Below are 23,602 nucleotides of genomic sequence, written 5' to 3'. Positions count from 1 at the left end.
GAGGGCCGTTGGAACACGTTTCTCTATGCGGAACCAAACACGAGTGCGACGTTGTGACCGCCGAACCCGAACGAGTTATTGATCGCCGCGAGCTGGCCGTCCGCAGGCAGTGCACGCGGGGTGTCGCGGACCAGGTCAACTTCGAGTTCCGGATCCGGGCTCGTGACGTTGATGGTCGGAGGCGCAACTCGGTCCTGCAGCGCCTTGATGGTGAAGACCGACTCGAGTGCACCGGCCCCACCCAACAGGTGCCCGGTCATCGACTTGGTAGCGCTGAGGAGGACGCCGTCTGCATCTGATCCCAGCACGCCGCGAATTCCACGCGCTTCGATCATGTCTCCCACCGGGGTGGAGGTGGCGTGAGCGTTGACGTGAACGATGTCCGCTGCGGTCACACCGGCGCGTTCAAGAGCCAAGCGCATGGCGCGAGTCTGCCCAGCACCCTCGGGGTCTGGAGCCGCGATGTGGTGTGCATCTGCGGTCATGCCCAGTCCAAGGACTCGGCCGTAGACCCGAGCGCCTCGAGCGGCAGCGTGTTCCGCGGACTCCAGAACAACAATTCCGGAGCCTTCACCCATGACAAAGCCATCGCGGGTGGTGTCGTAGGGGCGCGATGCGCCCTGCGGGTCGTCATTGCGCTTGGACAGCGCCTGCATCGCCGCAAAAGCTGAGATGGGCAGTGGGTGAATAGCTGCTTCAGTTCCACCGGCCACGACGATGTCTGCGCGGCCTGACTGAATCATTTCGTAGGCGGCACCGATTGCTTCCGCTCCCGATGCGCACGCCGAGACAGGTGCGTGTGCACCTGCGCGTGCGGTGAGTTCAAGCGACACGTATGCGGCAGGGGAGTTGGGCATCAGCATAGGAACCGAGAGAGGAAGGATGCGCTTAGCGCCTTTCTCCTTCATCGTGTCCCAGCCATTCAGCAGTGTCCAGACACCGCCGATGCCCGAAGAAACCACAGCGCCCAGGCGCTCAGGATCCACGTCAGGCGAGCCAGCATCGGCCCACGCTTCGCGTGTCGCGACAATAGCCATCTGCGCGGATGGGTCCATCCGCTTGGTTTCAGGGCGAGACAAGACCTCACTGGGCTGCACGACGAGCTGGCCGGCAAAGGTGACAGGAATGTCGTAAACCTCTGCCCAGTCGTTGTCCAGGGTGCGCACGCCAGAGCGTCCAGCAAGTGCAGCTTCCCAGGTGGTGGGCACGTCTCCGCCAAGCGGTGTGGTGGCACCAAGTCCAGTTACAACAACGTCAGTCATGTGCAGCTCCAGTGAGTCTTGTAGAGGGGCTTAGTTCTGTGCGCCCTCGATGAACTTGACGGCGTCGCCCACGGTGGTGAGGTTCTTGACCTCTTCGTCGGGGATGCGCACGTCGAACTTCTCTTCAGCCAGCGTCACGATGGTCATCATCGAGAGCGAGTCGATGTCGAGGTCGTCGGTGAACGACTTCTCGAGGGTGACGTCACCGGCGTCGAGACCGGTCTCTTCGGCAACGATTTCTGCCAGGCCCGCGAGGACCTCGTTGGTGTCAGCCATATTTTTCTCCTTGTGAGTAGGTGAAGCGTCACGCACCTGCGATGTGTGACACGAGTGTGAACTCTAGTGGTGATACCCCTCGTTAGGGGAGGACCACCACTTGTGCGGCGTAGACAAGGCCTGCGCCAAAACCAATCTGTAGTGCAATGTCCCCGGACTTGGCTGCCCCGTCACGCATCAGGCGCTCAATCGCCAACGGGATCGAGGCGGCGGACGTGTTGCCCGAGTCGGTGATGTCTTTGCCGACGACTACTTGCTCGGGGAGCCCGATCTGCTTGACCAACTGATCAATGATGCGCACGTTGGCCTGGTGGGGGATGAAGACCTGAATGTCGTCTGGGGTCAGTCCCGCAGCAGCGATGGCCTCAAGCGCAACTGGTGCCATCTTGAAGGACGCCCATTTGAAGACGCTTGGGCCTTCTTGGAACAGCGTCGGGAACGCGACATCGTCGTTATCGCGGACCGTGATCCAGTCGTCGCTTTGCCGGATGAGGTGCGCACCGGAACCGTCGGATCCCCAAATGGTGGGGCCGATGCCCGCGCTTTCGGCGGGCCCGACTACGACTGCGCCGGCGGCGTCGCCTAGGAGATACGAGATGGATCGGTCGGCGGGGTCAACCCAGTCGCTCATCTTCTCGGAACCAATGACCAGCACATTGCGGGCCGAGCCTGCCCTCACCAATGCATCGGCCTGGCTGATGCCGTAGGTGTAACCCGCGCATGCCGCTGAGATGTCCCACGCGGCCGCGGTGATTCCTAGGCGATCAGCGACCTCTGGTGCGGCGCCCGGGGTGATGTGGGGGTGAGTGATGGTGGAGACGATAACGGCGTCAATTTCGGCGGCTGAGAGCGAGGCTTGTGCAAGTGCCTGCTCCGCTGCAGCGACGGACATGTCCACCACGGAAGTGTCGTGTTCGGCGCGCACGCGCGTGCGGATACCCGTCATCTTCTGAATCCACTCGTCTGAGGAGTTGATCGGCTCAATGAGGTCATCATTTGGGACAACCTGCTCGCCACGGAACACGCCGAGGCCCAGGATCGCGGTGAACTCCGGTCCGCGGGTGATGTTCAGGGTGCTCACGCGTTCTCCTTCAGCATGTGCCGTGCGGCATCGAGGTCTTCAGGGCTCTTCAAGGCTACGGCCGGGAGGCCCTTCATGGAGCGTTTGGCGAGTCCCGTGAGGACTCCGGCTGGTGCCACTTCAATGATTCCAGTGACTCCGAGGTCAACGAGGCGTGCCTGGCACAGGTCCCACCGGACGGGATTTGCGACTTGATTGACGATGCGGCCCAGGGCGTCCTCGGCATCGGACACGACAGCGCCGTCAGCGTTAGAGATGAGCGTGGCAGTCGGGTTCTGGGGAGTCACCGCCGATGCTGCAACGTCAAGTGCCTTGACGGCAGGGGCCATGTACGAGGTGTGGAACGCGCCGGCAACCTGGAGTTCGATCACTCGGGCACGTGCCGGGCCGTCAGCAATGAGTGCGGCGATTCCCGATGCAGCTCCGGCCGCGACAATTTGGCCGCCGCCGTTCATGTTGGCGGGGGTCAGGCCCAGTTCCTCGAGGCGGGCCAGGACGTCGTCTTCCACGCCTCCGAGCACGGCGGCCATCGAGGTTGGCTCACTTGCTGACGCGGCGGCGGCCATGGCGTTAGCGCGGGCGGTGACGAGTTGCATCGCTTCGGCGTCGGTGACGACTCCTGCAAGAGCTGCGGCACCGAGCTCACCGACGGAGTGACCGGCGGCGACTGCAGGTGGCTGGTTCCCGAGGAAAGCCCGCGCGGTCGCAATTGCCGTTGCGACAAGGAGGGGCTGGGCCACGGCTGTGTCGCGAATTGTCTCCGCGTCAGAGGTGGTTCCGTGTGCCACAAGGTCGATGTCTGTGGCTTCAGACAAGGCGGCGAGGGAAGCGGCAACCTCAGGCACGTCGAGCCAGGGCTCAAGCATTCCGGGGGTTTGCGCGCCTTGGCCGGGGCAAAGGACAGCGATCATGTGTCTAGCATGACGCACGGTCCGGCAATTGTGGGGCTAGCGACACACTGGATTGACCGAGAAGTTTTGTAGATGATCTACAAAGTCTCGCGTGATGAGTCGCGAAGTCTGCCGAGCGCGAACGCCATCTCCAAGACGTGCGCGTCGCGGTGCGCGAGCACATCCCACCCTGTGATCTCCGCGACCTTTTTGAGGCGGTACCGCACGGTGTTGGGGTGCACAAACATGGCACGGGCTGCAGTCTCCAGCGAGCGCCCGCACTCGAGGTAGGCCGCCACGGTCTCGGCCAGTGATCCACCTGCCTGGACGATGGGATCGTAAGCAATCGTCACAAGGCGTTCGCGTGCCGCAGCGTCCCCGACCAGAACGCGCTCGGGCAAGAGATCGTCCGCGCTCACCGGACGAGGAGCCAGTGACCATGCAGGTGCGGCGGAGACACCGGCGACGCCTGCCCTGGTGGCTCGCGCCACCTCGATCAGAGTCACTGCTTTAGGCCCGAGGACCACAGGTCCTGGCCCGAATGAGCCGATGACGTGGTCGACAAGTTCCTCGTGCGGAGCGTCGGAGCGGGCGATCACAATGAGGTCTTCGCCATGGATGCCGACCATCGCGCCGGGCGCTGCACGGCGGATGACTCGACGGAGCTCGGCGCTCTGGACCTCCCCGAGTGCGCCGTTCGTGAGCCCCACCATGACGAGCGTGGGTCCGGGCTTCCAGCCGAGCGCAGCGGCGCGCGAGGGGAGATCATCGTCTACTTCACCACGCACCAAAGCGTCTACGACTAGCGCTTCGAGTCGCGCGTCCCATGCGCCTCGGGTTTCCGCTGCCCGGGCGTACACCTCTGCGGCAGAGAATGCGATCTCACGTGAGTACAGGAGGATAGCTTCGCGGACTTCCTGTTCCGATCCTGGTGAGGCGAACTCGTCCGAGTGGCTCTCCACGACCTCCACGACAGAGCGCACGATAGAGAGAGTGTGTTGTAGCGAGACGGACCGCGTGAGTTCCGGCGGTGCGGCAGCGAAGACTTCTGTGGCGCTGCGGTGAGAGTGTTGGGGGTCCGCATACCAAGCAACAAACGAGGAGATTCCGGCTTGCGCGACAATTCCGACCCACGATCGCTCTTCGGCCGGCAGGTGTCGGAACCACGGGTAGTCGGCATCGAGGCGCCGTAGTGCGGCCGTCGCAAGCCTGCCGGTGGCGGCACGCAAACGCCGGAGAGTCTCCGACCGCGCCGCTGTGTTTGCCATGGTGTCAGCATAGGACGCTTTTGTGTACATGCCACAAATGCGGGAGTGCCATGTGGAGGAAAATCTCGCCTCGCTCGCGTGGCTGTGGATACTGTGTCAAACATTGGTCCGAGTGGCAACGAGGGGAAGAAACATGACGCAATCACATCCGCGGCCAGTTCTGGGAACCGTCCTGGGAGTCCTTCTGGGTCTCACTGGAATGTTTCTGCTGTGGCTCTTGGGAGTCCTCCCACCGGACCGGCTGCCGCTCTTTGGTGTTCTCGCAGTGGCGATCGCGGTCACGGGTGCGTTGAGTATTCAACGCTTGTCCGCCGCCAAGGGCGCAGCGGTCGCGATCGGGGTGATCGCAGCGCTCTGCGCTGGCGTAGCAGCAACCGGGATTCCTGAGACGGTATCCGGTGGAGCGTTATCTGACGGGTGCACGCTGGAGGTGACGAGCACATCAGGCGCTGTCGTGACTCCTGCAGACACCTCGGCTACTGACCCCCTCGACGTGGCACGAGGCGAAGTTCTCCCGTGGCACGGGGAGACCGCTGATGTCCCGTTGGGGCAGCGAGCCAGCGCGGCGCTTGTGGTGGGCGGCTGGTCTTTCACTTTGTGGAATGGCAGCGACATCAACAGCGATGACACTGTCATCTGGGAGGGAGACCTTGACGTGTCCCAACTGCTGGATGACGTGAAGGATGCTTCGGGTCTTGAATTGACAGGGACGTTTCATGTGGGCGGTGTCATCGCCTCCGACGCTACGTCGTGCGAGGGAGACGGCTACGTTCGAGTGGCGCCTGAGGGTCCATTCTCGACTGCGCTCTTGATTGGCGTGTGGGTCCTGTTGGTAGCGGTCGTCGGCGGGATCGTCGCGATGACAGTTGCTGTCCGTAGGTCGTTCTCCGAAACCAATACCGGCGACACGACCATTGACGACGAGGAAGGCAAAGACCACTCGCCTGAGACCGGTGAGAGTCAACGCTGAGCCTCAAGCCTGCAGACGCTCGATACTGCTGACGCTGCAACACGCAAGGGCCGGGAAGCGATTCAGATCGCTTCCCGGCCCTTGCGTGTATCAGTCCTGAGTTGTAGTTCAGGACATTCGATGATTAGGCGTCGCCTCCGGCGTTGCCCGAGGTTCCCTTACGAACGTCGTGCAGTTCGTAGCGGTTGATCGCGTCGGCTGTGCTGCCAGCGGGTACCTGACCCTTGCGCTCCAACTGCTGCAACACCTTTGCGGCGGTCGACGGTCCGTCGATGTTGAAGTAGCGGCGTGCTGCTGCACGGGTATCGGAGAACCCGAAACCGTCCGCACCCAACGTCGCGTAGTCGCCGGGGATCCACGCGCGCACCTGGTCGGGGACCAAGTGGTCGTAGTCTGTCGTGGCGATGAACGGCCCTTGAGCACCCTCGAGCTTCTGCGTCAGGTACGGGGTGCGCGCGCCACGCTCGGGGTGAAGGAACGCCTCTTCCTCAGCTGCGAGTGCTTCGCGGCGCAGCTCGTTCCAGCTGGTGACCGACCACACTGCGGCACGAACACCGTAGTGAGCGGCAAGCAACTCTTGTGCTTCGAGTGCCCAGGGGACAGCCACACCAGACGCGAGGATCTGTGCTTCGGGCCCGTCGCCCTCGGGTGCGTCCGCGAACTTGTAGATGCCCTTGAGGATGCCCTCAACATCGGCGTTCTCCGGCTCAGCTGGCTGGCTGATGGGCTCGTTGTACACCGTGAGGTAGTACATGACGTTGGGGTCGCGACCATCATTGCCGTACATGCGCTTGATTCCGTCGCGCACGATGTGGCGGATCTCGTAGCCGAACGCAGGGTCGTACTGAACGATGGCGGAGTTAGTTCCAGCGAGCAGCGGCGAGTGGCCGTCGGCGTGCTGAAGACCTTCACCGGTCAGGGTGGTCCGGCCGGCCGTCGCGCCGATGATGAACCCGCGGGTCATCTGGTCGCCGGCAGCCCAGAACTGGTCTCCGGTGCGCTGGAAGCCGAACATCGAGTAGAAGATGTAGAACGGCACCATCGGCACACCGTGTGTGGCATACGAGGTTCCGACAGCTTGGAATGCTGCCGCGGAGCCTGCCTCGTTGATGCCGGTGTGCATGATCTGGCCGGCCTCAGACTCCTTGTAGGAGAGCATGAGTTCACGGTCAACGGGCAGATAATTCTGACCCTTGGTGTTGAAGATCTTCGCCGAGGGGAAGATCGCATCGAGACCAAAGGTGCGTGCCTCATCCGGAATGATCGGGACGATGCGGTGGCCGAAGCCCTTGTCTCGAACCAAGTCCTTGAAGAGACGCACGAACGCCTGAGTGGTGGCGACTTCCTGTTTACCGGAACCCTTGGCGAGGAGGTCGTATGCCTTCTCGTCGGGCAGGGAAATGGGAGTCTTGGGGTCACGGCGTTCGGGCACGAATCCGCCGAGGTCCTTGCGGCGGTCGAGCATGTACTTGATCGCTGGATCGTCCATGCCGGGGTGGTAGTACGGCGGGTGGAACGGATCGCCCTCAAGTTGCTCGTCGGTGAAGGGGATGTCGAAGGTGTCACGCAAGACCTTGAGGTCTGCCGCAGCGAGCTTCTTCATCTGGTGCGTCGAGTTGCGCGCCGCGAAGTTGGAGCCCAGGCCGTAACCCTTAATGGTCTTGGCCAGGATGACGGTGGGCTTGCCGTTGGCCTGCGTGGTCGCGGCCTTGTAGGCGGCGTACAGCTTGCGGTAGTCGTGGCCACCGCGCTTGAGTGCCCAGATCTCGTCGTCGCTCATGTCCTTGACGAGTTCCTTGGCGCGCGGGTCGCCGCCGAAGAACTGGTCGCGGATAAAGGCTCCGGATTCAGCACGGAATGTCTGGAAGTCGCCGTCGGGAACCGTGTTCATGAGGTTGACGAGTGCGCCATCGTTGTCGTTCTGCAGCAGCGGATCCCAGTTGCGGCCCCACACGACCTTCAGGACATTCCAGCCGGCTCCCCGGAAGTACGCCTCAAGTTCTTGGATGATCTTGCCGTTACCGCGCACCGGCCCGTCGAGGCGCTGGAGGTTGCAGTTCACGACGAACGTGAGGTTGTCGAGTCCCTGGTTAGCGGCGAGCTGCAGCATTCCGCGGCTCTCAGGCTCATCCATCTCGCCGTCACCGAGGTATGCCCACACGTGTTGCTGTGAGGTGTCTTTGATGCCGCGCAGGTGCAGGTAGCGGTTGGTCCAGGCCTGGTAGATCGCCGATGCTGGGCCGAGTCCCATCGATACCGTCGGGAATTCCCACACGTCCTGCATGAGGCGGGGGTGGGGGTAGGACGGCATGCCTCGTCCGGGGCCGGACTTTTCCTGGCGGAACGAGTCGAGGTCTTCTTCGCTGAAGCGGCCCTCGACAAAGCCGCGGGCGTAGACGCCGGGAGCGGCGTGCCCCTGGAAGTACACCTGGTCTCCGCCGCCGGGGTGGTCCTTGCCGCGGAAGAAGTGGTTCATGCCGACTTCGTAGAGCGTCGCGACAGACGCGTAGGAGGAAATGTGTCCACCGACGCTCTTCTCGGGTGCCTGCGCGCGGGTCACCATGACGGCTGCGTTCCACCGGATCCAGCCGCGATAGCGACGTTCGATCTCTTCGTCGCCGGGGAACTCTGGCTCGTCCTGAGCGTGAATCGTGTTCACGTAAGGAGTGTTGAGGCTCAGGGGCACTGAGAGCTGATTTGCGGCCGCGTGGTCAACCAGTCGGTCGATCACGTATTCGGCCCGGGACTCGCCGCCCGTCTCAATCAGTCCGTCAAGTGACTCAAGCCACTCGTCGGTTTCCGTCGGGTCCTTGTCAATCTCGCCGTGTGATGCCACCGGTGACCTTCCTGTGGGGCGCAAGGGTAAAGCGCCGTGTCTTGAGGGTGGGGGCGGATGGTGCCGCCGCTTCAGCCTCATTCTGTCGATATCTGGCCCAAATGTCACGCTGGGACCTTCTGCACAGGCGCCGAAGGCGGGTCGCATTGCCACTACACGGGGGTGCGCTCTAGTCTGGGTGGTGAAGAACCTCGTCATTTGTCGGGGGAACACAACGAAGGGAGTGCCACCGCTGTGGCCACACAGGAGGGGACGAGCACCGTGGACGATGCAGTCATCGACCGGTTCGACCTAACCAAGGGACTTGTCCTACAGGAATTTGGCTACGACGACGACGTGGACTTTGCGTTGCGTAAGGCCGTCGAAGAGAAGACTGGCGAGGAGATCGTCGACGAGGATTACGGCGATGTCACCGATGGTGTCCTGCTGTGGTTCCGCGAAGGTGATGACGACCTCACGGACTTCCTCATGGACGTGCAGTCGTTGCTTGAGGGTGGCGGTGCCGTATGGCTCTTCACTCCCAAGGCTGGCACGACGGGGCACGTGCCCCCGCGCGATGTTCAGGAGGCTGCATCAGTCGCAGGTTTGCACTCGACCATCACGTTTGTTGTGGGCGAAGGCTGGTCGTGCACCCGCCTCGTGGACAAGGGTTGGCAGAAGTGACAGTTCCTCGCCTTGGCGGGACTGCACCTGATGTGACGTTGGTTGACCAGCATGGTCGCCGTGTGTCGGTCAGCGACTATCGGGGAGCGCCACTGCTCCTGGTGTTTGTGCCTTTCGCTTTTTCCGACACCTGCACGAACGAGCTCATTGACCTGAGGGACGAGTTCCCATTGGTCGAGGGGAGTGACGTGACGGTGGCTGTGGTGTCGTGTGACTCCTTGTTCACCATGAAGGCGTGGGGCGACGCCCATGCGTACGACGCCCCGTTGTTGAGCGACTTCTGGCCTCACGGCGCTGCTGCACAGGCGTATGGCGTGTTCAACGATGACAAAGGCCTTGCGGGACGCGGAAGTTTCCTTGTCGATGCAAACGGCGTGCTGCGGTGGTCTGTGGTGAGTGAGCTCGGCCAGGCCCGGGATCTCGACGACTACCGAGAAGCGATCCGCCAGTTGCCCTGAAGCGCGGAGTCGGATCGCGAGTCATCGTTCACTGTGTCGCGGCAGGAGTCGCGCGACGCGCTTCAGATGTGCTTCATTCACAGCGAGTGCGTGGCGGATTAGCGTCAATGGGTAGACATAGGCCACAATAGTCCGCGGACCCTTAGCTCAGTTGGTTAGAGCACTGCGTTTACACCGCAGGTGTCATCGGTTCGAGTCCGGTAGGGTCCACTCTTCGGTCGTCGCTAGCGATCTACTCGCGCGGAGCCGCCGCTGGCAAGTTTGCGTACTTGCTCAAGAGTCGCCATCGATGTGTCCCCGGGGGTTGTCATGGCGAGCGCTCCGTGGGCGGCACCATATTCGAGAGCTTCCTGCAATGAGCCCAGTTCCATGAGCCCGTAGGCGAGGCCCGAGGCAAACGAGTCTCCACCACCAACGCGGTCAAGGATTTCCATCCGCTCGCGCTGTGTTGACTCGGCGAACCCGCTCGCACGAGACCAGCCCACCGCGCCCCAATCGTTGACTGTTGCGGTGTGGACCCCGCGCAGTGTGGTGGCAATCACGCGGAAGTTGGGAAACTCGCTGGCCGCTGCCTCGATCATCGCGCGAAATGCGCTCGTGTCGAGGTTCTGAAGATCCGCGTCGACGCCCTCGACGTTGAACCCCAGGGAAGCCGTGAAGTCCTCCTCATTGCCGATCATCACGTCGACGTACTGAGCTAACTCGCGGTTCACCTCCCGGGCCCGTTCAACGCCTCCGATGTCCTTCCACAGGGACGGGCGATAGTTCAGGTCGTAGGAGACCACTGTTCCGTGTCGGCGGGCGGCCTGCATCGCGGCCGCGGCAGTGGCGGCGCTGGTCTCGGAGAGCGCAGCATAAATGCCTCCAGTGTGGAACCACCGCACGCCGCGACTGAAGAGCGCGTCCCAGTCCACGGCATCGGCCGACATCTGTGACGCTGCGGTGTGGCCGCGGTCGGATACTCCGACCGCTCCGCGTACACCGTATCCGCGTTCGGTGAAGTTCAGTCCGTTGCGCCCGGCCCGCCCGATGCCGTCATACGGCTGCCACTGTACGTAGGACGTGTCGAGTCCTCCAGTAAGCATGAGGTCTTCGACGAGGTGCCCGACTTCGTTGTCTGCGAGCGCCGTCACGATGGCCCCGCGCATCCCAAAGCAACGCCGCAGCCCACGTGCGACGTTGTACTCGCCGCCGCCTTCCCACACGTTAAAGGAGCGCGCGGTGCGTATCCGGCGTTCGCCCGGGTCGAGGCGCAACATCACCTCACCGAGCGCAACCACGTCAAAATCGCACTCTGAGGGTGCGCGAAGAGTCAATGGTGCAGTCATACGAGTTCCTTGGTGGTTGCAGCGACGGCCGTTGCCGTTGCGGATGCGATGGCATCCCAATCGTGCTTCGCAATGTGCGAGGGAGACACCATCCATGAGCCGCCGACGGCGAGCACAGAAGGGTGCGCCAGATAGGCAGGTGCCGATGCGGCCGTAATCCCGCCGGTCGGGATGAATCGGACCTGGGGGAAAGGTGCCGCAAGAGCAGCAAGCGCGGGAAGACCGCCGATGGCTTCGGTAGGGAAGAGTTTGAGTTCAGTGAGCCCCTGGTCGAGTGCCGCCATCACCTCGGACGCAGTTGCGACACCGGGAGCGATAGGCAGTCCTCGCTCGATGGCTCGCTGCACCACTGTGGAGGAAAGACCGGGAGAGACGATAAACCTGGCGCCGACATCGGCTGCGGCGTCTACCTGCGCCGGCGTCGTCACGGTACCTGCACCGATGAGGGCATCCGGATAGGCAGACACTGCAGCGGCGAGTGCCTCGAGCGCGCCCTCGGTGCGGAACGTCAACTCCGCGACAGGGAGACCTCCATCGATGAGGGCGCCAGCGACACCGCGCCCTTGCTCGGCTCCTGCAGCCACCACCACTGGAACGAGGCGTGACTCATGCAGGAGGGACGGCAAAGGTGTGGGTAGCGGCATGGGTCCTCCGTCGACTGCGCATCGCACCGGTCGAGTGGACGCATCGAGAGGCTAGCGTCAGCCCCACAGGGGCGCTACATCATGTGCATCTAGTGCACCTGGTGGGACCGGGTTTCGGACTCCCCGCCTAGGGCTCTGGGAGAACCCTCGCTACGATGTGGGCCACACGCAATTCGACACTGGGAGGCTCGGCTGCTGTGGCACAACCGATGGGACCGCGCTACGACGCATATGCCAAGCGTTTAGATACCCCCATGGCTGTGATGGCCATGGTGTTCCTCGTGGTCTGGTCGAGCCGCATCATCTTCACCGAATCACTGCCTAGCCAGGTCAAAGCGACCATGCTCAGTGTCCAGGGCATCATTTGGTTGGTATTCCTGGCGGACATCATTATTCGGACCGTCATCTCGGAGAAGTCCTGGAAGTTTCTTTGGACACACCCGCTCGATGTCGTGGCAGTGATCATTCCTGCGGCACGCCCTCTGAAGGTGCTTAGTGCATTCACCCAGGGGGCAGCCTTCGCCTCAGCCAAGGGCCGGCTCAAGACGATGCAGGCTGTCGTGCTCTCGGTCGTGCTGCTGCTGTGGATTGGTTCCGTGGCAGTGCTCTCTGCGGAGCGCAATGTCACAGAGTCCGCGATCAACACCTTTGGCGACGCCTTGTGGTGGGCGTTCGTCACGGTGACGACCGTCGGTTACGGAGACTTCTCTCCCGTGAGCGTTGAGGGACGAATCGTCGCAGTCCTCATGATGCTCGTTGGTATCGCCCTCATCGGTGTGGTGACCGCTTCCGTCGCAGCCTGGTTCGTGCAACTCACCAGCGGCAGCGACGATGAGGCAGGAGAGGCGCGAGAAGTGGGTCGCCATGAAGAACTCCAAGACCAGGTCGCCGCCTTGGAAGCCAAGATTGACGCACTGTTGGAGAATCAACGGCGCGAAAGATGAGTAGCGTGGTGTCATGACCACAGTCGCGGACATTGCGGATCTGCTTGAGCAACGTTTTCCCCTCGCCCTGGCGGAGGATTGGGACGTCAATGGCCTGACAGTCGGCGACCCTGCCGGCACTGTCTCGAGGGTTCTCTTCGCAGTTGACCCCACTCTCGCTGTGGTGCAAGAAGCCATCGACATCGACGCCGACTTGATCGTCACGCACCACCCGCTGCTGTTGCGCGGTGCGACCCAACTCCCGGTCACCTCCTCCAAAGGTGCTGTGGTGCACCAACTGATCGCCCATGGCATTGCTCACTACAACGCGCACACCAACGCTGACTCCGCCACTGAAGGTGTTTCTGAGGCGCTCGCGGCTGCGGTGGGTGTCAGATCGTCCGCGCCACTCATTCCGCGACCAGGTGACCCGACCCAAGGTACGGGTCGCATCGGCCCACTGCCTGGCCCTGTCTCTCTCCGAGAGTTCGCCACTCACGTGGCTGCCGCTTTGCCCGCGACCGCCCACGGGGTGAGAGTTGCAGGCGACCTCGATGCGACGGTGACTACTGTGGCCGTGTGTGGCGGCTCTGGAGATTCCTACTTGGCCGATGCCCGCCGCGCTGGTGCCGACGTCTATGTGACGGCAGATCTTCGCCACCACCCTGCATCGGACTTCAGGGAACTGGCAGACTTAGGTGATGGTCGGCCGTTCTTGGTCGACGTTGCCCACTCGGCATCAGAGTGGGCATGGCTCACTGCCACCGCAGAACACGTGGCAGATGCCGCCGGAGTGGACACCACCGTGTCGACGCTTAACACCGATCCTTGGACGGCGCACATCCCGTCGCCGTCCCGCACCGCCCGCCACCACTAAGGAGAACCCACCTGTGGCTACAGCCCCCGCCGGAGACCAGCAGCGCCTACTTGAGGTGCAAGACGCCGACCTGCGCATTCAGCAGGCACGTCACCGTCTAGACACACTTCCGCAGATCGCGCAGATCGCAGAACTGTCCGGCCGTGCCGCTGACCTGCACGAGGATGTGATCGCGCGCGCTACCGAAGTATCCGACCTCCGCCGAGACGTGACCAAGGCTGAAGATGACGTCCAATCCGTGCGCACCCGTGCCGAACGAGACCAAGCGCGCCTTGACTCCGGCACGGGTTCCGCCAAGGACCTCCAAGCGCTGCAAGCGGAGCTTGAAGTATTGACGCGCCGCCTGAGCGATCTTGAGGACATTGAGCTTGAGGCCATGCAGTCCGTGGAGAACGCCGAGAAGCTTCACGCTGACGCCACAACCCAACGGGATGCCATCACCGCGCAACTCGACGTGCTGGAGGCCGAACGAGCCCACGCGGCCGCTGAGATTGCCGATGAGATTGCTGACATCGAGGCCGAGCGTGTGATGAAGGCCGAGGGCATCGATGCTGGTCTGTTGTCGCTGTATGAGCGCCTGCGCGCCTCGAACGGTGGTGTGGGTGCCGCACTGCTCCAGGGGCGTGTCTGCATGGGCTGCAACATGACGCTGAACCCTGGAGACGTACAAGCCATGACCAGTGCTCCGAGTGACCAGATCGCCCGATGCGAAGAGTGCGGACGGATTCTGGTGCGCAAGGCGGACGCGTGACCCCTCCTGACACCAGCCCCACTGGACCGGAGTACGACGACGCAGCCGAGTCATCGGCCCCCAGCCGTTCTCCTTTTGCCGCTGCTGGCGCAGATCTTGTGAGCCCGCTCACGGTGGTGTTGGTGCGCCACGGCGTGACGGATATGACGTTGGTGCATGCGCTATCGGGTTCCGGCGAGGTAGGGCCTCCGCTGAACTCTCAGGGCAAGGTTCAGGTAGCGAAGGCTGCGGACGCGATCTACTCGATCGGTCGCCGCACCTGGCAACATCTGGCGTACGTGAGTCGCGTCTTTGCCTCACCGATGACTCGGACGCAGGAGACGGGCGCGGCACTAGGGCGCCGCGTCGGGGCTCACGTGGAGACTGACGACCGCGTGCGCGAAATCAACTTCGGGGAATGGGAAGGTCTGACGGGAGATGAGGTCGCGGAACGCTTCGGCGACGCGATTCATCAATGGAGGTTCGCTCAGCTGGCGCCTCCGGGCGGAGAGGCCATCCCCGAGGTCGGTGCCCGCATGGATGAGTTTCTGCGCGATATCGCCGCCCAGCACGCCGCCTTGGCCGCTGACGGCAAAGATGAGCTGCGGACCTGGGCGGTCGCCTCTCACGCTGTGGCAATCAAGTCCGCCGTAGGGGTGTCGTTGGGAATGGATCCACGCACGTGGGGTGCGATCTGGCCTCAGCCAGCATCGCTCACGATGTTGCGGCTACACATCAACACCGCCGGCGACATCGTTGAACGCCACGTCCTGTGTGTGGGAGCACCTACGGACTAGCCCGCGAGCACGATGGTCAGTTCGGTGTCGCTGACGGCGACCTCGATGACGCCTTCCAGCGTCCTTGCTACGTCGGCGACCTCATCGGGGCTCTCGGGGGCGCTGTGTTGTGCTGCTAGCGCTCCCGTCAGGAGCCCGCGGGTGTGCTTAGCCATGTGGCTCACGACGGTCCTCTTGCCATGGAGTTCACGTTCGACGCGTACGGAGAGCCACGGGGTGTGTGACGGACGCCAGGCAGCGACATATGCACTCGAACGGCAGTCAACGATGAGCCTGCCATCCGCGAGGTGTGACATCTCGGTGGCGAGGTGTTTGCGCCAGAAAGAGGTCAGAGGGCCGATGCGACCGAGTGAGGTGGACATCGACAGCCGGTATGCAGGGATCAGGTCTGCGGGGGAGACAGCACCCCACAGTGCGGAAACGATCCGTATCCGGTCCGCGGCCGCGTTGCGCTCGCTCTCCGTCCACGATGCCATCCCGGCGGCGTCGTAGAGGACGCCGGTGTACACCTGGGCTGCCGGCGCTGAGGGGTTGTCCCAGAGAGTCTGGTTGCGCTCCACCTCGTTGTGGAGGCTCGGGCCCACGCTGAGCACCTCGTAGGCGTTGCGCTGTGACGAGACTTTGACGAGGGTGTCGCCTACGCGTTGCCGGGCCGATGCCAGAGTTGGGTGGCTCATCGCGTCGAGGTTGACGGGTGCGCCGGATGGCGGTGCGGTTTTACCTTCGGAGGGAGGGAGGAGGATCAACACGGACACCAGCGTACGGGTACTCTTGGAGCGCGGATGAGTTGGCTAGGCGACCGCGTGGCTCGCAAGAGTCCCGAGGAACGTCCGGGCTCCACAGAGCAGGGTGATGGTTAACGGCCATCCGGGGTGACTCGCGGGAAAGTGCCACAGAAAGCAAACCGCCTCCGGCTTAGGCCGGCGGTAAGGGTGAAAGGGTGAGGTAAAAGCTCACCGCGTTCCTGGTGACAGGAGCGGCACGGTAAACCCCACCCGGAGCAAGGCCAGACAGGATGCGCTTGAGGGCTGCTCGCTCGAGCATCTGGGTAGGCTGCTGGAGCCCTGGAGCAATTCAGGGCCTAGATGGATGGTCGCCCGGCGTATTGCGGCAACGCGACACGCCCGACAAAACCCGGCGTATCGGCCAACTCATCCGTTCTAGAGTCCCTGGTAGTGGCCTTCATCACATTTTGGTGGGGAATCCCACAAAAAGCCTGAGATGTGGCTAGCCTGGCGCCATGCGCAACGTTGCCTTGACAGTTTCCGTGGTCGCCGCCTGTGCTATCGCGGGGTGCACGACGACCCCCAATCTCAACGCGGCAGGCACCGCAGATCAATCGCCCGAGGCCAGCCCCGCAGTCACACACGACGTGGGATCTCCACAATCGGAAACGACGGCCGATGGCGGTGCCGACTTTTGGGCTCTCGCACCCCTGGGTGATGGCGAGCACATCAGGGTGCTCATCGAGGATCGCGCCAGAGTGGGGGACTGTGAAGCCCTTCACGAGGTGTTCGACCGTCTCATTGACGAGGGTCACGTCGAGGGATACACCGACAATGCGCTCACCTACGTAGACCTGCACCTTGATGCTTCAGGGTGTGAACCCGGGACGGGGACCGCGAGTCAGCCCGAGACCAGCCCGAGTCCCAGCCCCAGCGAAACCTACTGGGGTTAATGCTTGGCCCTGGGCGGGTCGCTCGGTATCAACCTTTAGTCAGCGATGGCTTTGCCCTTGCGTGACTGTCGGTCGAGGTGCTTGCGGGCATCGTTGGCGTATGCGTAGTAGATCCCGATCAAGAGTCCGCCGCCGATGAAGTTGCCTGCGAGCACGATTGCAAGGTTTCCTGCTGCCAGCCCAAGGTCGATCCCACTTTGCAAGCCCACGATGGTGAACACGACCGTGTTGGCAACCGAGTGCTCGAAACCAATGAACGCAAAGATGAAGACCGACACGATCATCGCGATGGACTTCATGACGTCGCTCTTGATCATGCCGTTGTAGACGAGCAGCATCGCCAAATTAATCATGAAGTTGCACAGAATTGCGCGGACAAAGAGATCGGTCCAGCCCGCAAGCCCTCCAGACATGTAAGAGAGCTTGTGGTCCACAGCTGCATCCAGTTGAACGCCCACGCCGCCATCGACCAAAGTCGATCCCATCAACAGCAACGCAAGGGCGAGGCCTCCGAGGAAGTTGCCCGCGTAGCAAAGGAGGAGAATACGCAGCGACTTGACGACCGAGATGCGCTTGAAGTACCGCCCGATCGAGACGATCATCATGTTCGAGGTCAGCAGCTCCGACTTGCTGAAGTAGATGAATACCAGGGCGAAGCCAAAGACCAGGGCGCCCACGATGCGTCCCAGGGGCGCGAGCGCGCCGTTGCCGATCTCGGCGAAGACAGCCAACACCGCAAAGTCAGCGAGATACAAGATCCCGATGATGACGCCGGCCATGGCGGCACGCATCAAGTACACCCTCGCCAGGGCACCGCTCATCGCCGTCTTGGCGTCGAGCGAGTGCAGAATGGTCGAGATGAATTGGGTCCCAGGGAAGACTTGGCTCTGGTCGGTCATGAACCCAGAGTGCCATGCCCGCAGAGGTATTCACGGCGTGAGTTCCCAAAAAACGCCGTACAGAGCCGATACGCTCGCGATGTGAGCGACCAAGACAGTAGCCGTGAAGCCCCGCGAGGCAAGCAGCGACCCAAGCCGCCCTCTGTCGCTCCCACTCCGAATCGTGTCTCGACGCGTGGCCCCGTGACTTCTGACCCGAATGCTGCACGGGTGGCGCCCACGCGAGCCATGCCACCGCAAAGCGGCGGAACGCGGGGTGCGTCCAGCAGCAGCGCTCCTCAACGACGTCAGCCGCCCTCGGTCCCCCCTCGTCAGCGCCCTGCACAGCCGTCTCACTCCGGTCAACCGACGTCTCACTCCGGTCAGCCAACACCAAGGCAGGCCTCGACTCACGTCCCGACCCAGACACCACCGCCGGCGCCACGTCGCAAACGCAAGCACCGGTGCTGCACCGTGCTCTGGGTTCTACTGGCCCTGGTGGCCGCGGCTCTCGTCGCATTCCTCATTTGGGTCAACGGTCAGATCAACCACGTCGACGCTCTGAGTGGCGCAGCCAATACCCCCGGCGACACCACGCTGATTGTGGGAAGCGACTCACGGGACGGATGGTCGGCATCCGACACCACCGAGGGCCAACGCACTGACACCATCATGTTGCTTCATGACCCGGAAGACGGGCCCACTGCCCTGATCTCGATTCCCCGCGACACGCTGGTGGATATTCCTGGGTATGGCCAGAACAAGATCAATGCGTCGTTCTCCTTTGGCGGTGCGCCATTGCTCGTCGAGACGGTTGAAGGACTCACGGGGCTCACCATGGACGCGTACCTCGAGGTCGGTTTCACTGGGGTCGAAGAGATCGTCGATGCTGTGGGGGGCGTGGAACTCTGCCTCGACTATGACGTCAGCGACGAGCTGAGCAAGTTGGAATGGGAAGCGGGTTGCCACGTCGCAGACGGCGAAACTGCTTTGGCATTCTCGCGTATGCGCTACAGCGACCCGCTCGGCGACATCGGTCGTGCCGAACGGCAGCGTCAGGTCGTGGCGGCGGTGGCCGACGAGGTCTTGAGTCCTGCAACCATTCTGAATCCGTTCCAGCTCATCCCAGTGACGGAGGCAGGGCTCGATGCGTTCCGAGTCTCCGATGGCACTGGGGTGTTCGATCTTGCGGGTTTGGCCCTGACGATGAACTCCGCGCTCTCAGGGGGAGCCGTCACCGGTACACCCCCGATCGCGAGCATGGGTTACGACGTTCCGGGCGTGGGGTCAACGGTGTTGCTTGATGACACCAAGACGGATCAGTTCTGGACAGACATTGAAGAAGGAAACTACGAGGCTGGTGACGAGGTCGGGGGAGTCGAGTAACTCTCGCCCGTCGCGGTCGCGAACGGAGTCGATGTGGGGGGAGAGATGAGACGACCCCGACGCCGCAAGGGGGGCTAGCGACGCCGGGGTCGGATGCCATCGAGCGCATCACGGAACCTTGCGGCCCGGAGCGCGTTAACGCATCGGGATAATCATGCCACGAGTGAGGGGGTGATTGCACACCTCTGGCGAAAAAAACCATCGGAAAGTTTGTTACCCCTGATAATCGCTACGCGAAACGTATGTGAGTGCTGCCCGTATCACCCCCCGTCGAAGTCCCATGTCGTGGCCGACACGGCTCGACAGTTTGCGATACCGACGGGACATAAGGGACACTCGACACGGTGCTGAAGCCGCGACAGCCAGCGGTTCCATCGCGGCCATGTGCAGTGTGCCTGCTACCAAGGTTGTCGTAGTCTGACATTGACTAGCCCTGCCGTGGCTAACATGACCCGAATCGAGGGGGGAACTGTGGGCCACGCCCTCACGCGAGAATCCATCACGCACGCACTCAGTAGTCGCCGTAGCCGCGACCTCCTGACAGTGTGGGCGATTCTCTTCCTCACATCTGGGCAGGGCTTTCGCTACCTCTTGGGCATGCCGATCTACATCGGTCTTGCGATACTGACCATCGTCGCAGTGGTGGTGGCTTTCCGGCCCACACTGTGGAGTTTGCGGCCGCCGTTGCTGATTGCTGCCTTTGTTGGCCTCGCCACTGCCAGTACCTTGTGGTCGGTGGCACGTGGTGTGACCCTCTTGGCTTCCATCGTCATGATCGCCACCACAGTCATCGCAGTCGTCACTGTTCGTGGAACCAGCAACAGGCGATTCATGGTGCTGCTGTATCGATCGCTTCAGATATCACTCGCGCTCGGGATCATTTTTGAGCTCGTTGTCGCGACTGTGGTCCGCGACCGCTTGACTCCGCTCGTTTCAGACTTGATCGACGCTGGCCAGGTCGACACCGAAGCCACTCCGATCATTTGGTCTGAGGGGTGGCTGTTTGAAGGTGGCCCGATCCAAGGTTTCGTCGGGAACCGTAACCCCTTCGGCATGATTGCCTTGCTGACGGGAATCCTCGCATTTGTCTTGCTCCTCGAGGGTGTGCTGAGCAAGACTGATGCCATCGTGACGCTCGTGGCCGCGATCGGTGTCCACGCATTGACGATGTCTGCGACGGTGAGTGTCGCGGTGTTGGTGGTCATCGGCCTGCTTGCTGCATCGTTTGTGATTCGCCGCACGGTGGGACGTACCAAACGGATCCTGTCGTTCTCCTTCTTGGCGATCAGTGCCATCGGCGTGGTGCTGGTCTTGAAGTATCGCGACGAGATTTTCGCAATGTTTGATCGCCGCTCGGACTTCACCAACCGGACATTCATCTGGGAGGAAGTGGTCCACTACGCAACCCAGCGGCCTGAAGGCTGGGGCTTCGTGGGCTACTGGCCCGTGTGGCAGGAGCCGTACTCCGACATTGTGGTCTCGGTGAACGAACAATCGCACTGGCCGACGTTGCCGACACACGCCCACAACGCCTTCCTTGACGCCTGGTTCCAACTTGGGCTCATCGGCCTTGGGCTCCTGCTGGTGATCGTGGTGCTGATGTTCGGGTCGGCATGGCGCCTCGTCGAACGCGCGGAGCGCGGAGACACCTACATCCCGCTCGGCTGGGCGCTCTTGGGGGCAGTGATCGCAGTGCAGTCCTTGACTGAGTCGAGAATGCTCGTCGAGAGCGGTTGGTATCTCCTTGTAGCGCTCTACCTCATGGCTCCGCAGGTCTTCACGTTGACGATTGTTGATCCGAACCTCGTGCACCATGGCAGACCGCTGGAAACCAGACCACACCGTGTGACGGAACAGCGCGCAGAGCGAGACTCGTCACACGCCTCGTAAGTAGCGTCGGAGCGGCTACTGAGACTTCTTGGCGGCTTTCTTGTTCGCAGCCTTCGCGTTCTTCTCCTCGCGCTTGCTAGCACTGCTAGCCCATGCGGCGGCACCGACGATTCCGGCGCCATTGCGCAGCTCCGCAGGGATGATGGGCGCCTTGAGGTTGAGGTGGGGGAGGAACATGTGGTGCGATTTCGACACGCCGCCGCCCACGATGATGAGGTCGGGCCACAGCAGCCGTTCCATCTCGGAGTAGAAGCGTTGCAGGTTGACGATCCAGCCGTCCCAGTCGAGATCGAGCCGACTGCGTGCGGATTCGGCAGCCCAGTATTCGGCGATCTCACCATCGATCATGGTGTGGCCAAACTCGGTGTTGGCCACGAGTTGGCCGTCTGCGATCAAGGCGCTCCCGATTCCGGTGCCAAGGGTCGTCATCAGGATCACGCCGTCTCGGCCTTGCGCTGCGCCATAGCGGTGTTCGCCCATGCCAGCGGCATCGGCGTCGTTCATGATCTGGACGTCGTGGCCTGAACGTTCCCGCACGAGTGCACGGACGTCTTGGCCGATCCATTCGTCGCCAAGATTTGCAGCGGTGCGTGCGATGCCCTGCTGGATGACTCCCGGGAACGCTACGCCGATTGGGGTGCCAACGGGCGGGTCAAAGTGTTGGATGCAGCGTGCGACAGTTGTCGCGACCGCATCGGGAGTGGCGGGCTTGGGTGTGGGAATCCGGTAGCGGTCTTCCTGAAACTTGCCGTTCTTGAGTTTGACGGGTGCCGCTTTGATGCCGGTGCCGCCGATGTCGATGCCCAGTGCGATCTTGGAACTCATGGGAGCGTCAGCACCTCCGCGCCATCTTCAGTGATGAGGATCGTGTGTTCGAACTGAGCAACCCACGATCCATCGTCGGTGACGACTGTCCAGCCGTCATCCCACTCGTGGCTGGCTTCGGACCCCATACACAGCATCGGCTCTACGGTGAAAACCATGCCTGCCTCGATGACATCGTCGTGCATGGGCGCTGCGTCATAGTGGGGGATGATCAACCCCGTGTGAAACGCCGGGCCAACGCCGTGGCCGGTGTAGTTACGTACTGATTCATATCCGAAACGGGTGGCGTACTTTTCGATGACGCGGCCAATCACGTTCACCTCGCGGCCAATCCGGGCGGCCTTGATCCCGCGCATCATGGCTTCGTGGGTGACTTCCACGAGCTGCCGGGCTTCTGGCGATCCTTCGCCAGCGATAAATGAACCGCAGTTGTCGCCGTGGACATTGTTCTTGTACGCGGTGATGTCGACCTTCACGATGTCGCCGTCTTCGATCACAGTGGAATCTGGAATCCCGTGGCAGATCACTTCATTCACCGACGTGCAGAGAGCCTTGGGGAACGGTGGTCGTCCTGCGGCCCCGGGATAACCGAGGGTCGAGGGGTATGCACCGTGGTCGAGGACATACTCATGTCCAATGCGGTCGAGCTCATCGGTGGTGATGCCGGGGCGGACGTTGCGCCCCACCTCGGCAAGAGCGCCAGCGGCAATCTTGGCGCTGATGCGGATGCGCTCAATGGTCTCGGAGTCGTGGACATCGCCACCCTGCCATTCGGCGGCGGTGGCACGGCCCACGTACTCCGGTCGGGTGATCGAGGTGGGGACGTCTCGTCGTGGGGCAACGGTGCCTTGGGTGATCTTGTCGCGCGTGAGGCTCATGCCTGGCAGTCTATTGGGGGAGGTGACGGGAATGTCCAACGAAAACGCCACCAGTGGCGAGTACTACTACAACATCAACACAGGCGAGGTCGAAGAGGGACGCGTCTCGTCGTGGGAAAGCCGCATGGGCCCGTACGCGACACGTGAGGAAGCAGCCCAGGCACTTGAGACCGCGCGCAAGAGGACCGATGCGTGGGATGACGCGGACAAGGAGTGGCGCCAGAACTAGGTGTCGTGGGGGCTATTCGTCGAACGTGTGAGTCGCGTCCGGAAACTCGGTGGACTTCACTTCCGACACGTATGCCGCAGCGCCATTCTTCATTGCCTCGCCTACTGAGGCGAACTGTTTGGAGAAGCTGGGGTGCCAGTCTCCAACGCCCATGGCGTCGAGCCACACCAGCACTTGGCCGTCGGTGTCGGAGCCTGCACCGATGCCGATAGTGGGGATATCGAGTGCCTCGGAGAGACGCTTGGCGATAGGGGCCACCACCATTTCAAGAACGACGGCAAAGGCGCCAGCCTCTTGGAGCGCGAGGGCATCGGCCAGCATCTCTTCGTAGGCTGCTTCACCCCGCCCTTGAATGCGCCGACCGCCCAGAGCGTTCTCGGACTGCGGAGTGAACCCGAGGTGGCCACAGAACGGAATGCCCGCGTCGGTGACGGCCTTGACCTGACGGGCAATGCGGCGTCCACCTTCGAACTTGATGGCATTGGCGCCGGAGAGTTTCATCATGCGGATCGAAGATTCGACGGCTTGCTCGGGGGAGACCTCGTAACTGCCGAAGGGCAGGTCTGCAACCACGAACGCCCGATTCGCTGCGCGGGACACTGCGCGTGCGAACGGGATCATCTCATCGAGCGTCAGCGGCACGGTTGAGTCGTAGCCAAGGATGTTGTCCCCGAGCGAGTCCCCGACGAGCAGCATGTCGACTCCTGCTGCGTCGAATGCTTGTGCGGTGGGGTAGTCATACGCGGTCAACATGGTGATTTTCTCGCCACGCGACTTCATCTCCGCGAAGTGGTGGATCCGAACCTTCTTCATGGCTCCACTCTAAATCGTCTGT

At 62.4% G+C, this 23,602-nt stretch carries 24 protein-coding genes, 1 tRNA gene and 1 other RNA gene; 13 read left to right on the top strand and 13 right to left on the bottom strand.

Annotated features, from left to right (window positions below):
• Positions 1-23: 23 nt before the first annotated feature.
• The 5 genes from fabF to AOP79_RS07185 form a co-directional block, all read right to left on the bottom strand.
• A complete protein-coding gene (fabF, locus tag AOP79_RS07205) occupies positions 24-1,262 on the bottom strand; it encodes a beta-ketoacyl-ACP synthase II (RefSeq protein WP_062072084.1) in 1,239 nt (412 codons plus the stop codon).
• Between the two features lie 30 nt (positions 1,263-1,292).
• The gene (locus AOP79_RS07200; RefSeq protein WP_062072081.1) at positions 1,293-1,538 is read right to left on the bottom strand and encodes an acyl carrier protein; all 246 of its coding nucleotides are present in this window, start codon (positions 1,536-1,538) and stop codon (positions 1,293-1,295) included.
• An 82-nt stretch (positions 1,539-1,620) separates the two neighbouring features.
• A complete protein-coding gene (locus AOP79_RS07195) occupies positions 1,621-2,619 on the bottom strand; it encodes a beta-ketoacyl-ACP synthase III (protein ID WP_062072078.1) in 999 nt (332 codons plus the stop codon).
• On the bottom strand, positions 2,616-3,530 hold the full coding sequence (locus AOP79_RS07190; protein ID WP_062072075.1) for an ACP S-malonyltransferase: 915 nt from the start codon (positions 3,528-3,530) through the stop codon (positions 2,616-2,618). The genes AOP79_RS07195 and AOP79_RS07190 overlap by 4 nt, the downstream gene beginning before the upstream one ends.
• 77 nt (positions 3,531-3,607) lie before the next feature.
• On the bottom strand, positions 3,608-4,777 hold the full coding sequence (locus tag AOP79_RS07185) for a PucR family transcriptional regulator (protein WP_236683323.1): 1,170 nt from the start codon (positions 4,775-4,777) through the stop codon (positions 3,608-3,610).
• Positions 4,778-4,910: 133 nt separating this feature from the next.
• Between AOP79_RS07185 and AOP79_RS07180 the strand changes: the two genes are divergently transcribed.
• Positions 4,911-5,747 (top strand): hypothetical protein, encoded by an 837-nt coding sequence (locus tag AOP79_RS07180; RefSeq protein ID WP_062072071.1) that lies wholly within the window; start codon positions 4,911-4,913, stop codon positions 5,745-5,747.
• Between the two features lie 124 nt (positions 5,748-5,871).
• Here the strand turns inward: AOP79_RS07180 and aceE are convergent, their stop codons facing one another.
• Positions 5,872-8,583 carry a pyruvate dehydrogenase (acetyl-transferring), homodimeric type gene (gene aceE, locus AOP79_RS07175; protein ID WP_236683321.1) on the bottom strand — a complete coding sequence of 904 codons (2,712 nt, stop codon included), beginning with the start codon at positions 8,581-8,583 and terminating at the stop codon, positions 5,872-5,874.
• A gap of 234 nt (positions 8,584-8,817) precedes the next feature.
• Between aceE and AOP79_RS07170 the strand changes: the two genes are divergently transcribed.
• The 3 genes from AOP79_RS07170 (at position 8,818) to AOP79_RS07160 (ending at position 9,914) form a co-directional block, all read left to right on the top strand.
• Positions 8,818-9,246 carry a DUF3052 domain-containing protein gene (locus AOP79_RS07170; protein ID WP_236683319.1) on the top strand — a complete coding sequence of 143 codons (429 nt, stop codon included), beginning with the start codon at positions 8,818-8,820 and terminating at the stop codon, positions 9,244-9,246.
• Positions 9,243-9,704, top strand: coding sequence for a peroxiredoxin (locus tag AOP79_RS07165; protein WP_062072067.1), 462 nt, complete (start codon positions 9,243-9,245; stop codon positions 9,702-9,704). The genes AOP79_RS07170 and AOP79_RS07165 overlap by 4 nt, the downstream gene beginning before the upstream one ends.
• Before the next feature lie 136 nt (positions 9,705-9,840).
• A tRNA-Val gene (locus AOP79_RS07160) sits at positions 9,841-9,914 on the top strand.
• A gap of 14 nt (positions 9,915-9,928) precedes the next feature.
• Here AOP79_RS07160 and AOP79_RS07155 read toward each other — a convergent pair.
• On the bottom strand, positions 9,929-11,032 hold the full coding sequence (locus tag AOP79_RS07155; RefSeq protein WP_062072065.1) for a sugar kinase: 1,104 nt from the start codon (positions 11,030-11,032) through the stop codon (positions 9,929-9,931).
• Positions 11,029-11,676: a bifunctional 4-hydroxy-2-oxoglutarate aldolase/2-dehydro-3-deoxy-phosphogluconate aldolase gene (eda, locus tag AOP79_RS07150; RefSeq protein WP_062072063.1), complete on the bottom strand. Its 648-nt coding sequence runs from the start codon at positions 11,674-11,676 to the stop codon at positions 11,029-11,031. The genes AOP79_RS07155 and eda overlap by 4 nt, the downstream gene beginning before the upstream one ends.
• Before the next feature lie 155 nt (positions 11,677-11,831).
• Here eda and AOP79_RS07145 point away from each other — a divergent pair, with 155 nt between their 5' ends.
• From AOP79_RS07145 to AOP79_RS07130, 4 genes are read left to right on the top strand one after another with little or no spacing between them, the layout of a single operon-like run.
• Positions 11,832-12,620: a potassium channel family protein gene (locus AOP79_RS07145; protein WP_062072061.1), complete on the top strand. Its 789-nt coding sequence runs from the start codon at positions 11,832-11,834 to the stop codon at positions 12,618-12,620.
• A 13-nt stretch (positions 12,621-12,633) separates the two neighbouring features.
• Complete coding sequence (locus AOP79_RS07140) at positions 12,634-13,476, top strand: Nif3-like dinuclear metal center hexameric protein (protein ID WP_062072059.1); 843 nt, start codon at positions 12,634-12,636, stop codon at positions 13,474-13,476.
• A gap of 13 nt (positions 13,477-13,489) precedes the next feature.
• Positions 13,490-14,227: a zinc ribbon domain-containing protein gene (locus tag AOP79_RS07135; RefSeq protein ID WP_062072057.1), complete on the top strand. Its 738-nt coding sequence runs from the start codon at positions 13,490-13,492 to the stop codon at positions 14,225-14,227.
• The gene (locus tag AOP79_RS07130) at positions 14,224-15,003 is read left to right on the top strand and encodes a histidine phosphatase family protein (protein WP_062072055.1); all 780 of its coding nucleotides are present in this window, start codon (positions 14,224-14,226) and stop codon (positions 15,001-15,003) included. The genes AOP79_RS07135 and AOP79_RS07130 overlap by 4 nt, the downstream gene beginning before the upstream one ends.
• Here AOP79_RS07130 and AOP79_RS07125 read toward each other — a convergent pair.
• Complete coding sequence (locus AOP79_RS07125; protein ID WP_062072052.1) at positions 15,000-15,752, bottom strand: YaaA family protein; 753 nt, start codon at positions 15,750-15,752, stop codon at positions 15,000-15,002. The two genes, AOP79_RS07130 and AOP79_RS07125, sit on opposite strands and share 4 nt — an antisense overlap.
• Before the next feature lie 34 nt (positions 15,753-15,786).
• Between AOP79_RS07125 and rnpB the strand changes: the two genes are divergently transcribed.
• An RNA gene (gene rnpB / locus AOP79_RS07120) (RNase P RNA component class A) lies at positions 15,787-16,161 on the top strand.
• Between the two features lie 82 nt (positions 16,162-16,243).
• Positions 16,244-16,681, top strand: coding sequence for a hypothetical protein (locus AOP79_RS07115; protein WP_062072049.1), 438 nt, complete (start codon positions 16,244-16,246; stop codon positions 16,679-16,681).
• 35 nt (positions 16,682-16,716) lie between these two features.
• Here the strand turns inward: AOP79_RS07115 and AOP79_RS07110 are convergent, their stop codons facing one another.
• Positions 16,717-17,580: a formate/nitrite transporter family protein gene (locus AOP79_RS07110; protein ID WP_062072047.1), complete on the bottom strand. Its 864-nt coding sequence runs from the start codon at positions 17,578-17,580 to the stop codon at positions 16,717-16,719.
• Positions 17,581-18,057: 477 nt separating this feature from the next.
• On the opposite strand from AOP79_RS07110, the gene AOP79_RS07105 reads away from it, so the two are divergent.
• Both AOP79_RS07105 and AOP79_RS07100 read left to right on the top strand, forming a co-directional pair.
• A complete protein-coding gene (locus tag AOP79_RS07105) occupies positions 18,058-18,945 on the top strand; it encodes an LCP family protein (RefSeq protein WP_236683317.1) in 888 nt (295 codons plus the stop codon).
• A gap of 447 nt (positions 18,946-19,392) precedes the next feature.
• On the top strand, positions 19,393-20,835 hold the full coding sequence (locus AOP79_RS07100) for an O-antigen ligase family protein (protein WP_062072044.1): 1,443 nt from the start codon (positions 19,393-19,395) through the stop codon (positions 20,833-20,835).
• A 15-nt stretch (positions 20,836-20,850) separates the two neighbouring features.
• On the opposite strand, the gene ppgK is transcribed toward AOP79_RS07100, so the two are convergent.
• Together ppgK and map are read right to left on the bottom strand one after the other, a co-directional pair.
• Positions 20,851-21,660 carry a polyphosphate--glucose phosphotransferase gene (ppgK, locus tag AOP79_RS07095; protein WP_062072042.1) on the bottom strand — a complete coding sequence of 270 codons (810 nt, stop codon included), beginning with the start codon at positions 21,658-21,660 and terminating at the stop codon, positions 20,851-20,853.
• Positions 21,657-22,538, bottom strand: coding sequence for a type I methionyl aminopeptidase (gene map, locus AOP79_RS07090; RefSeq protein ID WP_062072039.1), 882 nt, complete (start codon positions 22,536-22,538; stop codon positions 21,657-21,659). The genes ppgK and map overlap by 4 nt, the downstream gene beginning before the upstream one ends.
• A gap of 31 nt (positions 22,539-22,569) precedes the next feature.
• Between map and AOP79_RS07085 the strand changes: the two genes are divergently transcribed.
• Positions 22,570-22,767: a hypothetical protein gene (locus tag AOP79_RS07085; RefSeq protein ID WP_062072037.1), complete on the top strand. Its 198-nt coding sequence runs from the start codon at positions 22,570-22,572 to the stop codon at positions 22,765-22,767.
• A 12-nt stretch (positions 22,768-22,779) separates the two neighbouring features.
• Here the strand turns inward: AOP79_RS07085 and panB are convergent, their stop codons facing one another.
• On the bottom strand, positions 22,780-23,580 hold the full coding sequence (panB, locus tag AOP79_RS07080; protein WP_062072035.1) for a 3-methyl-2-oxobutanoate hydroxymethyltransferase: 801 nt from the start codon (positions 23,578-23,580) through the stop codon (positions 22,780-22,782).
• Positions 23,581-23,602: the final 22 nt, after the last annotated feature.

This window comes from Demequina sediminicola (genome assembly GCF_000975055.1).
GTDB classification, from domain to species: Bacteria; Actinomycetota; Actinomycetes; order Actinomycetales; family Demequinaceae; genus Demequina; species Demequina sediminicola.
The sequence above is the reverse complement of the archived record's forward strand: the minus strand, read 5'-3'. Positions and strand labels throughout refer to the sequence as shown.